Source organism: Serratia sp. CY71090, from assembly GCF_052166845.1.
Classification (GTDB): Bacteria; Pseudomonadota; Gammaproteobacteria; order Enterobacterales; family Enterobacteriaceae; genus Serratia; species Serratia nematodiphila.
Genome location: NZ_JBJNOA010000007.1, coordinates 199,581 through 212,276 on the forward strand (window position 1 = coordinate 199,581; position 12,696 = coordinate 212,276).

A 12,696-nucleotide genomic window follows, 5' to 3' on the forward strand; every position below is an offset into this window, starting at 1 on the left:
GCGATTAACCGACCAAAAGAGATTCGCTGTGAAAGTGTTGACTGTTTTCGGCACCAGACCTGAAGCCATTAAAATGGCACCGCTGGTACATGCACTGGCCCAGGATGAGGCCTTTGAAGCAAGAGTCTGCGTAACGGCACAGCATCGTGAGATGTTGGATCAGGTATTGCGGTTGTTCGAGATCACGCCGGATTACGACCTGAACATCATGAAACCCGGCCAGGGGCTAACGGAAATCACCTGTCGCATCCTGGAAGGGCTGAAAGGAGTGCTGGAAGACTTCAAACCGGACGTGGTGCTGGTGCACGGCGATACCACCACCACGCTGGCGACCAGTCTGGCAGCGTTCTATCAACGCATCCCTGTCGGGCATGTCGAGGCCGGGCTGCGTACCGGCAATCTGTATTCTCCTTGGCCGGAAGAGGCCAACCGCAAACTGACCGGCCATCTGGCGATGTACCACTTCGCGCCGACCGAGAACTCGCGCCAAAACCTGCTGCGCGAGCTGCTGCCGGACAACCGTATTTTTGTGACCGGCAATACGGTGATCGACGCGCTGTTCTGGGTGCGCGATCGCGTGATGAGCGATGCTGCGCTGCGCGCCAGCCTGGCGCAGCGTTACCCGTTCCTCGATGCCGACAAAAAACTGATTCTGGTCACCGGCCATCGCCGGGAAAGTTTTGGCGGCGGTTTTGAGCGGATTTGCAGTGCGCTGGCGGAGATCGCCCGCAGCCACCCGGAAGTGCAGGTGGTGTACCCGGTGCATCTCAATCCGAATGTCAGCGAGCCGGTGAATCGCATTTTGAAAGGCATCGACAACGTCATGCTGATCGAGCCGCAGGATTATTTGCCGTTTGTCTATTTGATGACCCACGCTTACATGATCCTGACTGACTCCGGCGGCATTCAGGAAGAGGCGCCCTCGTTAGGCAAGCCGGTGCTGGTGATGCGCGACACCACCGAGCGCCCGGAGGCGGTAGATGCAGGCACGGTGCGCCTGGTCGGCACCGATGTGGCCAAAATTGTTGAAGCGGTGACCCGGCTGTTGACGGACGAAAGCGAATATCACGCGATGAGCCGGGCGCATAACCCATACGGCGACGGGCATGCCTGTCAGCGTATCCTCGAAGCTTTAAAGAATCATCAGGTGACACTATGAGTTTTGACACTATTTCGGTTATCGGCCTGGGTTATATCGGCTTGCCAACGGCGGCGGCGTTTGCTTCCCGCAAGAAAAAAGTGGTGGGCGTAGATGTTAACCAACATGCGGTAGATACCATTAACCGCGGCGCGATCCATATCGTCGAACCGGATCTGGACAAAGTGGTCAAGGACGCCGTCGACGGCGGTTTCCTGCGGGCGGTGACCAAACCGCTGGCGGCCGATGCGTTCCTGATCGCGGTGCCTACGCCGTTCAAGGGCGATCACGAGCCGGATCTGGCCTATGTCGAAGCAGCGGCGAAATCGCTGGCGCCGGTGCTGAAAAAAGGCGATCTGGTGATCCTGGAGTCCACCTCGCCGGTGGGCGCCACTGAACAAATGGCGGACTGGTTGGCGCAGGCGCGCAGCGATCTCAGCTTCCCGCAGCAAGCGGGCGAAGCGGCGGACGTGAATATCGCCTACTGTCCGGAGCGCGTGTTGCCGGGGCAGGTGATGGTCGAGCTGATTCAAAACGACCGCGTGATCGGCGGCATGACACCGAAGTGCTCGGAACGAGCCAGCGCGCTGTACAAGATTTTCCTCGAGGGGGAATGCGTAGTCACCAACTCACGCACTGCCGAGATGTGCAAGCTGACGGAAAACAGCTTCCGCGACGTGAATATCGCCTTTGCCAACGAATTGTCGTTGATTTGCGCCGAACAGGGGATCAACGTCTGGGAACTGATCCGCCTGGCGAACCGCCATCCGCGGGTGAATATTCTGCAGCCGGGGCCGGGCGTAGGCGGTCACTGCATCGCCGTCGATCCGTGGTTTATCGTGGCGCAAAACCCGCAGCAGGCGCGTCTGATCCACACCGCACGCCTGGTGAACGACGGCAAACCGCTGTGGGTGGTCGACCGGGTGAAAGCGGCGGTGGCCGATTGCCTGGCCGCCACCGACAAGCGCGCGTCCGAGGTGAAAATCGCCTGCTTCGGCCTGGCCTTCAAACCGAATATCGACGATTTGCGTGAAAGCCCGGCGGTGGAAGTGGCGCACCTGATCGCCGAATGGCACGTCGGCGAAACGCTGGCGGTGGAACCGAACGTCGAACAGTTGCCGAAGTCGCTGGCGGGCCATGTGACGTTGACGCCAATCGCTGAGGCGTTGCAGCAGGCCGATGTGATTGTGATGTTGGTCGATCACCAACAGTTCAAGGCCATCCGGCCGGAAGAGATCAAGCAAAGCTGGGTGGTGGATACCAAGGGAGTCTGGCGTTGAAGCGTATCTTAGTCACCGGCGGCGCCGGTTTCATTGGTTCCGCAGTGGTGCGGCACATCATCGAGGCCACCGGCGACAGCGTGGTGGTAGTGGATAAGCTGACCTATGCCGGCAACCTCGAGTCGCTGGCGGTGGTGGCCGACAGCGAGCGCTATGCTTTCGAGCAGGTCGACATCTGCGATCGTGCCGAGCTGGATCGGGTATTTGCCCGCTATCAGCCGGACGTGGTGATGCACCTGGCGGCGGAAAGCCACGTCGATCGTTCTATCGACGGCCCGGCGGCGTTTATCGAGACCAACGTGGTTGGCACTTACACGATGCTGGAAGCGGCGCGCCATTACTGGCAGCCGTTGGCGGCGGAGAAGAAGCAGTCTTTCCGTTTCCATCATATCTCCACCGACGAAGTGTACGGCGACCTGCACGGCACAGACGATCTGTTCACCGAAACCACGCCATATGCGCCGAGCAGTCCGTATTCCGCCTCCAAGGCATCGAGCGATCATCTGGTGCGTGCCTGGTTGCGCACCTACGGTTTGCCGACCCTCGTGACCAACTGTTCGAACAACTACGGCCCTTATCACTTCCCGGAGAAGTTGATTCCGTTGGTGATCCTGAATGCGCTAGCCGGCAAACCGCTGCCGGTATACGGCAACGGCGCGCAGGTGCGCGACTGGTTGTATGTCGAGGATCACGCGCGCGCGCTTTATCAGGTCGTGACCGAAGGTGTGGTAGGCGAAACCTACAATATCGGTGGCCATAACGAACGCAAGAATATTGAAGTGGTGCAGACCATTTGCGATCTGCTGGAAGAACTGGCGCCGAACAAGCCGCAGGGCGTGGCGCACTACCGCGATCTGATCACTTACGTGAAGGATCGCCCAGGCCACGATATGCGTTACGCCATCGACGCCGGCAAAATCGATCGCGAGTTGGGCTGGCGGCCGCAGGAAACGTTTGAAAGCGGCATTCGCAAGACGGTCGCCTGGTATTTGGCTAACGAAACCTGGTGGCGCCGGGTGCAAGACGGTTCTTATGCCGGCGAGCGTTTGGGGTTGTCAGATTAATTTAACGCCGCGTCGCTTTGCGGCGGTGCGGCGGGTTTTGGAGTAAGTATGAAAGGTATTGTGCTGGCTGGCGGTTCCGGTACGCGTCTGCATCCGATCACGCGCGGCGTGTCCAAGCAACTGCTGCCGATTTATGACAAGCCGATGATCTATTACCCGCTGTCGGTACTGATGTTGGCGGGGATCCGCGACATTTTGATCATCTCCACCCCGGAAGATCTGCCTTCTTTCAAGCGTCTGTTGGGCAGCGGCGAAGCGTTTGGCGTCAATCTCAGTTATGCCGAGCAGCCTAACCCCGATGGCCTGGCTCAGGCATTTCTGATTGGCGAAGAATTCTTGGCCGGTGAGCCGAGTTGCCTGGTGTTGGGCGATAATATTTACTTTGGCCAGGGGTTCAGCCCCAAGCTGAGAAGCGTTGCGGCGCGCACCGCCGGTGCCACTGTATTTGGCTATCAGGTGATGGATCCCGAGCGTTTCGGCGTGGTGGAGTTTGACGACCACTTCCGCGCGCTGTCGATCGAAGAAAAGCCGGTTAAACCGAAGTCCAATTGGGCGGTGACCGGATTATATTTTTATGATGCTCAGGTGGTGGAGTTCGCCAAGCAGATCAAGCCGTCAGCTCGGGGAGAATTGGAGATCACCAGCATCAACCAGATGTATCTGGAGCGTGGCGAGCTGACCGTCGAGCTGCTGGGGCGCGGTTTTGCCTGGCTGGACACCGGGACTCACGACAGCCTGCTGGAAGCCAGTAGCTTCGTGCAAACGGTCGAGAAACGTCAGGGCTTTAAAATCGCCTGTCTTGAAGAGATCGCCTGGCGCAATGGCTGGCTGGATGATGAGGGCGTGAAACGCGCGGCTCAGACGCTGGCCAAAACAGGTTACGGCAAATACTTACTGGATTTATTGCATGCGCGTCCACGCCAGTATTGAACCGCTGAATTGGGAGAGCGACTTCTTCCAATTGAAAAGCGCCAAGTTGCATTTCGATGACTCTGCGGCCCCCGTCAGCCACGCTGATTTGGACGCTTATGCGTTGGTGCAGGCTAAAATTCCCGCTTACCGATTGGAGTGGGCCGATGCACTGTCGGCGCTGGGCTTCCAGCTGGTCGAAGGCGAAGTGGATCTGGCCGTGAACATTGCAACTGGACACGAGACGGTCGATACCGCTGCGGCCGGGGTGCGCATGGCCGTGCCTGAGGACATCCCGTCGTTGCGGGCTGCCGCCGGTGACGTGTTCGCCGCCAGCCGATTTCGCGCACCGTGGTACGAGCGCACCGATAGCGGGCGATTCTATGCGGCCTGGATCGAAAAAGCGGTGCTGGGCACCTTCGATCATCAATGCTTGCTGGTATTGGGTAACCAGGGGCAACCTGAAGGCTTTGTCAGCCTGCGCGACATTGGCGGCCAGGAAATGCGTATCGGCTTGCTGGCGGCCTACCCCGGCGCATCAGGCCGGGGCATTGGCTCCAGACTGATGGCGGCGGCGCTGGCCGAATGTCGGCGGCAGGGGATGCAACGCCTGCGGGTTGCGACCCAGGTAGGCAATATCGCCGCATTACGACTCTATCAACGACAGGGTGCCGTGATTGAAAGCACCGCGTACTGGTTATACAGAGGTAGACATGATTCCATTTAACGCTCCACCGGTTGTTGGCACTGAACTGGAATATATGCAGGCTGCGATGAGCAGCGGCAAGTTGTGCGGCGACGGCGGTTTTACCCGTCGCTGCCAGCAGTGGATGGAACAGCGTTTCGGCAGCGCGAAAGTGCTGTTGACGCCTTCCTGCACCGCGTCGTTGGAAATGGCCGCCATCCTGCTGGATATCCAGCCGGGTGACGAAGTGATCATGCCGAGCTTTACCTTCGTTTCCACCGCCAACGCCTTTGTGCTGCGCGGTGCTAAAGTGGTGTTCGTCGACCTGCGTCCGGACACCATGAACATCGACGAAACCAAAATCGAAGCGGCGATCACCGATAAAACCCGCGCGATTGTACCGGTGCACTATGCTGGCGTTGCCTGCGAGATGGATACCATCATGGCGCTGGCGAAGAAATATAACCTCTTCGTGGTGGAAGACGCCGCGCAGGGCGTGATGTCGACCTACAAAGGCAAGGCATTGGGCACCATCGGCCATATCGGCTGCTTCAGCTTCCATGAAACCAAAAACTACACCGCCGGCGGCGAAGGCGGCGCGACGCTGGTGAACGATCCTGCCCTGATCGATCGGGCGGAAGTCATCCGCGAGAAGGGCACCAACCGCAGTCAGTTCTTCCGTGGCCAGGTCGACAAATATACCTGGCGCGACATCGGTTCCAGCTATCTGATGTCTGACCTGCAGGCCGCCTACCTGTGGGGCCAGCTGGAAGTGGCGGAACGCATCAACCAGCGCCGTTTGGCTCTGTGGCAGAAGTACTACGACAGCTTCCTGCCGTTGGCGCAGGCCGGCCGTATCGAGTTGCCGACTGTGCCGGCGGACTGCGAGCACAATGCGCACATGTTCTATATTAAGCTGCGTGATATCGACGATCGCACCGCCTTTATCGACTACCTGAAGGAAGCTGAGATCATGACGGTGTTTCACTATATCCCGCTGCATGCGTGCCCGGCCGGCGAACAGTTTGGCCGCTTTGCCGGTGAAGATCGCTATACCAGCCAGGAAAGCGCGCGCCTGGTGCGTTTGCCGCTGTTCTACAATATGTCCGATGCTAATCAACGTACGGTAATCAATACCATCCTGAGCTTCTTCGCCTGATATGTCGTTGGCAAAAGCGTCGATATGGACCGCCGGCTCCACGCTGATCAAAATTGGCGTGGGACTATTGGTGGTGAAACTGCTAGCGGTGGCGTTTGGCCCCAGCGGCGTGGGGCAGGCGGGTAACTTTCGCCAGTTGATCACCGTGCTGGGCGTGCTGTCCGGCGCGGGCATTTTTAACGGCATCACCAAATACGTGGCGGAGTACCACCAGGACTCGCAGCGTCTGCGTCTGGCGGTGGGCACCGCGTCGAGCATCGTGCTGGGTTTTTCGACCTTGCTGGCGCTGGTGTTTTTGTTCGCCGCCGAACCGATCAGCATCGGGCTGTTCGGGCATGCCGATTACGTCGATGTGGTGCGCGCCGTCGCTTTCATTCAGATGGGCATCGCCTACGCCAACCTGTTCATGGCGGTGCTGAAAGGCTATCGCGACGCGATGGGCAATGCGCTGGCGGTGATCGGCGGCAGCCTGATTGGCGTGGTGGCTTATTACCTGTGCTTCAAGCTGGGGGGCTATGAAGGCGCGCTGGCGGGGCTGGCGCTGGTGCCGGCGTTGGTGGTGTTGCCGGCCGGGCTGATGCTGTGGCGGCGCAAAACGCTGCCGCTGCGCTATCTGGCGCCGCGTTGGGACAAACTCGTGGCCGGCAACCTCGGCAAATTCACCCTCATGGCGTTGATCACCTCGGTGACGTTGCCGGTGGCTTACGTGATGATGCGTAACCTGCTGGCCGCGCATTACGGCTGGGATGAGGTGGGGATTTGGCAGGGCGTCAGCAGCATTTCCGATGCCTATCTGCAGTTCATCACCGCCTCGTTTACCGTCTATCTGCTGCCGACGCTGTCGCGGTTGACGGACAAGGGCGCCATCTCGCGGGAGATCGTGCGCTCGCTGAAATTCGTGCTGCCGGCGGTAGCGGCGGCGAGCTTTACGGTGTGGTTGCTGCGTGATTTCGCCATCTGGCTGCTGTTCTCGGACAAGTTCGTCGCCATGCGCGATCTGTTTGCCTGGCAACTGGTGGGCGACGTGCTGAAAGTCGGGGCCTATGTGTTCGGCTATTTGGTGATCGCCAAAGCGTCGCTGCGCTTTTATATCCTGACGGAAGTCAGCCAGTTTCTGCTGCTGACGCTGTTCTCACACTGGCTGATCCCGCTGCACGGCGCGCTGGGGGCGGCTCAGGCCTATATGGCAACCTACATCGTGTATTTCACGCTCTGTAGCTGCGTGTTTCTTATCTATCGTAGACGAGTATGACCACACTGATTCACGTTCTGGGATCCGATATCCCGCATCATAACCAGACGGTGCTGCGCTTCTTCAATGACGTGCTGGCGCCGCGTCTGCCGGCTGAGCAGACGCGGCATTTTATGGTGGCGGCCAAGGATGTGGCGGCATTGGGAGATTTCCCCGCCCTGAACATTGAGCCCTACGCGGACAAGAAAAGCCTGGCTGCGGCGGTGATCGCGCGCGCCCAGGCCGATCGCGATGCGCGCTTCTTCCTGCACGGTCAGTTCAACCCGGGGTTATGGCTGGCGCTGCTGAGCGGCAAGATCAAGGCGCGTCAGGTCAGTTGGCATATTTGGGGCGCCGATCTGTATGAGGACGCCACCAGCTGGAAATTCCGGCTGTTCTATCTGCTGCGCCGCATTGCGCAGGGGCGGGTAGGGAATGTGTTTGCCACTCGCGGCGACGTGATTCACTACCAGCAGCGCCATGCGCGGGTGCCGGCCTCGCTGCTGTACTTCCCGACCCGCATGGATCCGGCGCTGACCGACGTTCACGTCGAGAAAAACCTGGCCGGACCGATGACGATTCTGGTGGGCAACTCCGGCGATCGCAGCAACCGGCATATCGAAGCGCTGCAGGCGATACATCAGCAGTTCGGCGCCGACGTGCGCGTGATCCTGCCGATGGGTTATCCGGCCAACAACGATGCTTACATCGAGCAGGTGCGCGCCGCCGGGTTGCCGCTGTTCGGCGAGAAAAACCTGCAGCTGCTCACGCAGCAGGTAGCGTTTGAGGACTACCTCAACATCCTGCGCGCCTGCGATCTGGGCTATTTCATTTTCAATCGCCAGCAGGGGATTGGCACCCTGTGCCTACTGATTCAGTTCGGCGTGCCTTTTGTGCTCAGCCGGCAGAACCCGTTCTGGCAGGATTTGGCGGAACAGCACCTGCCGGTGCTGTTCTACGGCGATTCGCTGGACGAGGCGGTGGTGCGCGAAGCGCAGCGTCAGCTGGCGGCGGTGGATAAACAGGCGATCGCCTTCTTCAATCCGAACTATGTTGACGGCTGGCAGCAAGCCCTGGCGTTGGCGGCGGGAGAGCACTCATGACGTTGGCGCAATTCGGCGGCCTGTTTGTCGTCTATCTGGTCAGCCTGACGTTTATCCTGACGCTGACCTACCAGGAGTTTCGGCGCGTGCGTTTTAACTTCAACGTCTTCTTCTCGCTGCTGTATTTGCTGACGTTCTATTTCGGCTTCCCGTTAACCTGCCTGCTGGTGTTTCAGTTTGACGTCGAGGTGGTGCCGGTGGAGTTTCTGCTGTACGCCCTGCTGTCGGCGACGGCGTTTTACGCCATCTATTACGTCACCTACAAGACCCGGCTGCGCAAGCGCCGCACTCAGCCGCGCGCGGCGCTGTTTACCATGAACCGGGTAGAGACTCATATGACCTGGGTGCTGCTGGCGCTGGTGGCGATCGGTACCGTTGGGATCTTCTTCATGCAGAACGGCTTCCTGCTGTTCAAGCTCAATTCCTACAGTCAGATCTTCTCCAGCGACGTGTCCGGCGTGGCGCTCAAGCGGTTCTTCTACTTCTTCATTCCGGCGATGCTGGTGGTCTATTTCCTGCGGCAGGATCTGCGTGCCTGGTTTTTGTTCCTGGTGGCGACGGTGGCGTTCGGTATTCTGACCTACGTGATCGTCGGCGGCACCCGTGCCAATATCATCATCGCTTTCGCGTTGTTCCTGTTTATCGGCATCGTGCGCGGCTGGATCACGCTGTGGATGCTGGCAGCGGCGGGCATATTCGGCGTGGTCGGCATGTTCTGGCTGGCGTTGAAGCGCTATAGCCTGGACGTCAGCGGCGCGGAAGCGTTTTATACCTTCCTCTACCTGACCCGCGATACCTTCTCGCCGTGGGAAAACCTGGCGCTGCTGCTGCAAAATTACGACAAGATCGATTTCCAGGGTCTGGCGCCGATCTTGCGTGATTTCTACGTCTTTATCCCAACCTGGCTATGGCCGGGCCGGCCGGACGTGGTGCTGAACTCGGCCAACTATTTCACCTGGGAAGTGCTGAACAACCACTCCGGGCTGGCGATTTCGCCGACGCTGATCGGTTCGCTGGTGGTGATGGGTGGCGCGATGTTTATCCCGCTTGGCGCGATTCTGGTGGGCATGATCATCAAGTGGTTCGACTGGCTGTATGAGCTGGGCAAAATAGAGCCGAACCGTTATAAGGCGGCCATTCTGCAGGGGTTCTGCTTCGGCGCGGTGTTCAACATGATCGTGTTGGCGCGTGAAGGGGTGGACTCATTCGTGTCGCGCGTGGTGTTCTTCTGCATTATTTTCGGCGCCTGTCTGGTGCTGGCGAAGTTGCTGTATTGGCTGTTCGATACCGCCGGGCTGATCAAGGCCAGAGTGACGCGTGCCCGCGCGCTGGCGTCTCCGCCTCGGGCCAACGGTCTTTTGTAAGGGTAATGAGAACGATGGAAACAAAGATTTCGGTGCCGCAGTATGAGCTGCGCGGTTTCAGCCTGTGGGGCTTTCGCGATATGGCGCATTGCATGGACTTTCTGTTCGACGGCGGCCGGGTCAAACAGGGCACACTGGTGGCGATGAATGCGGAAAAGATCCTGAAGGCGGAAGAGGACCCGGCGCTGCATGCGTTGCTGGATGAAGCGGAGTACAAGTACGCCGACGGCATCAGCATGGTGCGCTCGATTCGCCGCAAATACCCGGCGGCGGATGTGTCGCGCGTCGCGGGCGCCGATCTGTGGGAAGCGTTGATGCAGCGCGCCGGCCGCGAAGGCACGCCGGTCTTCTTGGTCGGCGGCAAGCCGGAAGTCTTGGCGGAAACCGAGCAGAAGCTGCGCAGCCAGTGGAATGTCAACCTGGTGGGCAGCCAGGACGGCTATTTCAAACCGGATCAGCGAGAGGCGCTGTTCGAGCGTATTCGTGCCAGCGGCGCCGCTATCGTGACGGTGGCGATGGGATCGCCGAAGCAGGAGATCCTGATGCGCGACTGCCGCAAGGTGCATCCGCAGGCGCTGTATATGGGCGTGGGCGGCACCTACGACGTTTTTACCGGGCATGTGAAGCGTGCGCCCAAGGTGTGGCAGAACCTTGGTCTGGAATGGCTCTACCGCCTGCTCAGCCAACCCAGCCGCATCGGCCGGCAGTTGAAGCTGTTGAAGTTTGTCGGCTACTACTACAGCGGCAAGATGTAACCTCTCATCCGGGGTGGAAAGTGCTGTTCCGCTCCGGACTGCTGTACCAATAATCTGCTTTTGCGCGTTTCTCCCGCATATCTATAACCCTCGGCCCTAAACGCCGCCGCATTTATTCCATAAAGTTTTAAATTGCGGTTTGCTTATAGCGGCGAAATGCGAAACGATACCGCCCGGAAATTATCCCTGGCCGCTGAAGCCTGATGCGACAGCGCTGAACGATGTCCTTCTCACGGTAACTTCGCTCCGACTACCCGTTGATGCCAGTCCGATCGGCAGGGGATGACTTATTCTTTTAATAATGACAATAACGACCGGCAGCGGCCGGCAGGCAAACACAACCCGAGAAAAATTATTGAGGATTTATGGCACACAAAGAGAAACCGCAAGGGCTACACCGGGGTCTTGAGGCCCGGCACATCGAGCTTATCGCTCTGGGGGGCACCATCGGCGTCGGCCTGTTTATGGGCTCGGCCAGTACGCTGAAGTGGGCGGGGCCATCGGTGCTGCTGGCTTACATCATCGCCGGGCTGTTCGTATTCTTCATTATGCGTTCGATGGGAGAAATGCTGTTCCTTGAGCCGGTCGCCGGGTCGTTTGCCGTTTACGCGCATAAGTACATGAATCCCTACTTCGGTTATCTGACCGCCTGGGGCTACTGGTTTATGTGGATTGCCGTCGGCATTTCTGAGATCACCGCCATCGGGGTGTATGTGCAGTTCTGGTTCCCGGAAATACCGCAGTGGGTGCCGGCGCTGATTGCCGTGGCGATGGTGGCGCTGGCCAACCTGGCGGCGGTGCGCCTGTATGGGGAGCTGGAGTTCTGGTTCGCCATGATCAAGGTCACCACCATCATCGTGATGATTCTGGTGGGACTGGGGGTGATCTTCTTCGGCTTCGGCAACGGCGGTGAACCTATCGGTTTCGCCAATTTGACGGCGCACGGCGGTTTCTTTGCCGGCGGCTGGAAAGGCTTCTTGTTTGCGCTGTGCATCGTGGTGGCGTCCTATCAGGGGGTTGAACTGGTGGGCATCACCGCCGGGGAAGCCAAGAACCCGCAGGTGACGCTGAAACGCGCGATCAACAATATCCTGTGGCGCATCCTGATCTTCTATGTTGGCGCGATCTTCGTCATCGTCACCATTTTCCCTTGGAACGGCATCGGCACTACCGGCAGCCCGTTCGTGCTGACCTTCGCCAAGATCGGCATCGTTGCCGCCGCCGGCATCATCAACTTCGTGGTACTGACCGCCGCGCTTTCCGGTTGCAACAGCGGCATGTACAGCGGTGGCCGCATGCTGTACGCCCTGGCCAAGAATCGCCAACTGCCGGCGGCGCTGACCAAGCTTTCCGCCAGCGGCGTGCCGGTCAACTGCATCGCCGTCACCATCGGCTGCCTGCTGGTGGGCTCCGCGCTGAACTACATTATCCCGAATCCGGAGCAGGTGTTCGTCTATGTCTACAGCGCCAGCGTGCTGCCGGGCATGGTGCCGTGGTTCGTGGTGCTGATAAGCCAGCTCTATTTCCGCCGCGCCCATAAGGAAGCGATCAAAAACCACAGCTTTAAGTCGATCATGTTCCCGTATGTGAACTATCTGACCATCGCTTTTCTGGTTTGCGTGCTGGTCGGCATGGGAATCAACCCGGATACGCGGATTTCCCTGCTGGTCGGGGCGATTTTCTTAGCGGGCGTCAGCCTGTGCTACTTCGCTTTCGGCATGCATAAGAAACATCATCCGGCTGAAAATAGGGTAGAAACACGGCAATAAACGGTGAAAAGGGGCTACGGAGTGCGCTTTCCTGCGCAGGAGTGAGCAAAGCGTAATCAAACGCAACATTTCTGCGAAAAAGCACTAGACAGGATTGGCGTAAATCCGTAGTATCCCCTCCCGCAACGGCGCTACGCGCCCGTAGCTCAGCTGGATAGAGCGCTGCCCTCCGGAGGCAGAGGTCTCAGGTTCGAATCCTGTCGGGCGCGCCATTAAGTTTGTGCGCAGGAGCTGCGGTG

11 protein-coding genes and 1 tRNA gene are annotated in these 12,696 nt (G+C 59.0%); all 12 read left to right on the forward strand.

Annotation, left to right across the window (positions count from 1 at the left end; all coding sequences use genetic code 11):
- The first annotated feature begins 28 nt into the window (after positions 1 to 28).
- The 12 genes from wecB (at position 29) to ACJ8OK_RS15055 (ending at position 12,669) form a co-directional block, all read left to right on the forward strand.
- The gene (wecB, locus tag ACJ8OK_RS15000) at positions 29 to 1,159 is read left to right on the forward strand and encodes a non-hydrolyzing UDP-N-acetylglucosamine 2-epimerase (protein WP_004934198.1); all 1,131 of its coding nucleotides are present in this window, start codon (positions 29 to 31) and stop codon (positions 1,157 to 1,159) included.
- On the forward strand, positions 1,156 to 2,418 hold the full coding sequence (wecC, locus tag ACJ8OK_RS15005) for a UDP-N-acetyl-D-mannosamine dehydrogenase (protein WP_015376252.1): 1,263 nt from the start codon (positions 1,156 to 1,158) through the stop codon (positions 2,416 to 2,418). The genes wecB and wecC overlap by 4 nt, the downstream gene beginning before the upstream one ends.
- Positions 2,415 to 3,482: a dTDP-glucose 4,6-dehydratase gene (gene rffG, locus ACJ8OK_RS15010; protein WP_048326563.1), complete on the forward strand. Its 1,068-nt coding sequence runs from the start codon at positions 2,415 to 2,417 to the stop codon at positions 3,480 to 3,482. The genes wecC and rffG overlap by 4 nt, the downstream gene beginning before the upstream one ends.
- Before the next feature lie 48 nt (positions 3,483 to 3,530).
- Positions 3,531 to 4,412 carry a glucose-1-phosphate thymidylyltransferase RfbA gene (gene rfbA / locus ACJ8OK_RS15015; protein ID WP_033631476.1) on the forward strand — a complete coding sequence of 294 codons (882 nt, stop codon included), beginning with the start codon at positions 3,531 to 3,533 and terminating at the stop codon, positions 4,410 to 4,412.
- The gene (rffC, locus tag ACJ8OK_RS15020) at positions 4,390 to 5,118 is read left to right on the forward strand and encodes a dTDP-4-amino-4,6-dideoxy-D-galactose acyltransferase (RefSeq protein ID WP_082997369.1); all 729 of its coding nucleotides are present in this window, start codon (positions 4,390 to 4,392) and stop codon (positions 5,116 to 5,118) included. Before rfbA ends, rffC begins: the two co-directional genes overlap by 23 nt.
- A complete protein-coding gene (rffA, locus tag ACJ8OK_RS15025) occupies positions 5,105 to 6,235 on the forward strand; it encodes a dTDP-4-amino-4,6-dideoxygalactose transaminase (protein WP_048326565.1) in 1,131 nt (376 codons plus the stop codon). Before rffC ends, rffA begins: the two co-directional genes overlap by 14 nt.
- Position 6,236: 1 nt before the next feature.
- On the forward strand, positions 6,237 to 7,487 hold the full coding sequence (gene wzxE, locus ACJ8OK_RS15030) for a lipid III flippase WzxE (protein WP_048326567.1): 1,251 nt from the start codon (positions 6,237 to 6,239) through the stop codon (positions 7,485 to 7,487).
- Positions 7,484 to 8,569, forward strand: coding sequence for a TDP-N-acetylfucosamine:lipid II N-acetylfucosaminyltransferase (locus tag ACJ8OK_RS15035; RefSeq protein WP_033649866.1), 1,086 nt, complete (start codon positions 7,484 to 7,486; stop codon positions 8,567 to 8,569). The genes wzxE and ACJ8OK_RS15035 overlap by 4 nt, the downstream gene beginning before the upstream one ends.
- Complete coding sequence (gene wzyE / locus ACJ8OK_RS15040) at positions 8,566 to 9,933, forward strand: ECA oligosaccharide polymerase (protein ID WP_260953188.1); 1,368 nt, start codon at positions 8,566 to 8,568, stop codon at positions 9,931 to 9,933. The genes ACJ8OK_RS15035 and wzyE overlap by 4 nt, the downstream gene beginning before the upstream one ends.
- A gap of 14 nt (positions 9,934 to 9,947) precedes the next feature.
- Positions 9,948 to 10,688 (forward strand): lipopolysaccharide N-acetylmannosaminouronosyltransferase, encoded by a 741-nt coding sequence (gene wecG, locus ACJ8OK_RS15045; protein ID WP_004934224.1) that lies wholly within the window; start codon positions 9,948 to 9,950, stop codon positions 10,686 to 10,688.
- 365 nt (positions 10,689 to 11,053) lie between these two features.
- Positions 11,054 to 12,457, forward strand: coding sequence for a bifunctional threonine/serine APC transporter ThrP (thrP, locus tag ACJ8OK_RS15050; RefSeq protein ID WP_004934226.1), 1,404 nt, complete (start codon positions 11,054 to 11,056; stop codon positions 12,455 to 12,457).
- 135 nt (positions 12,458 to 12,592) lie between these two features.
- A tRNA-Arg gene (locus ACJ8OK_RS15055) sits at positions 12,593 to 12,669 on the forward strand.
- The last annotated feature ends 27 nt before the right edge of the window (positions 12,670 to 12,696 follow it).

Coding starts and splice junctions, on each gene's coding strand:
- wecC (WP_015376252.1), top strand. CDS start 1,156: ATGAGTTTTGACACTATTTCGGTTATCGGCCTGGGTTATATCGGCTTG.
- rfbA (WP_033631476.1), top strand. CDS start 3,531: ATGAAAGGTATTGTGCTGGCTGGCGGTTCCGGTACGCGTCTGCATCCG.
- rffC (WP_082997369.1), top strand. CDS start 4,390: ATGCGCGTCCACGCCAGTATTGAACCGCTGAATTGGGAGAGCGACTTC.
- rffA (WP_048326565.1), top strand. CDS start 5,105: ATGATTCCATTTAACGCTCCACCGGTTGTTGGCACTGAACTGGAATAT.
- wzxE (WP_048326567.1), top strand. CDS start 6,237: ATGTCGTTGGCAAAAGCGTCGATATGGACCGCCGGCTCCACGCTGATC.
- ACJ8OK_RS15035 (WP_033649866.1), top strand. CDS start 7,484: ATGACCACACTGATTCACGTTCTGGGATCCGATATCCCGCATCATAAC.
- wzyE (WP_260953188.1), top strand. CDS start 8,566: ATGACGTTGGCGCAATTCGGCGGCCTGTTTGTCGTCTATCTGGTCAGC.
- wecG (WP_004934224.1), top strand. CDS start 9,948: ATGGAAACAAAGATTTCGGTGCCGCAGTATGAGCTGCGCGGTTTCAGC.
- thrP (WP_004934226.1), top strand. CDS start 11,054: ATGGCACACAAAGAGAAACCGCAAGGGCTACACCGGGGTCTTGAGGCC.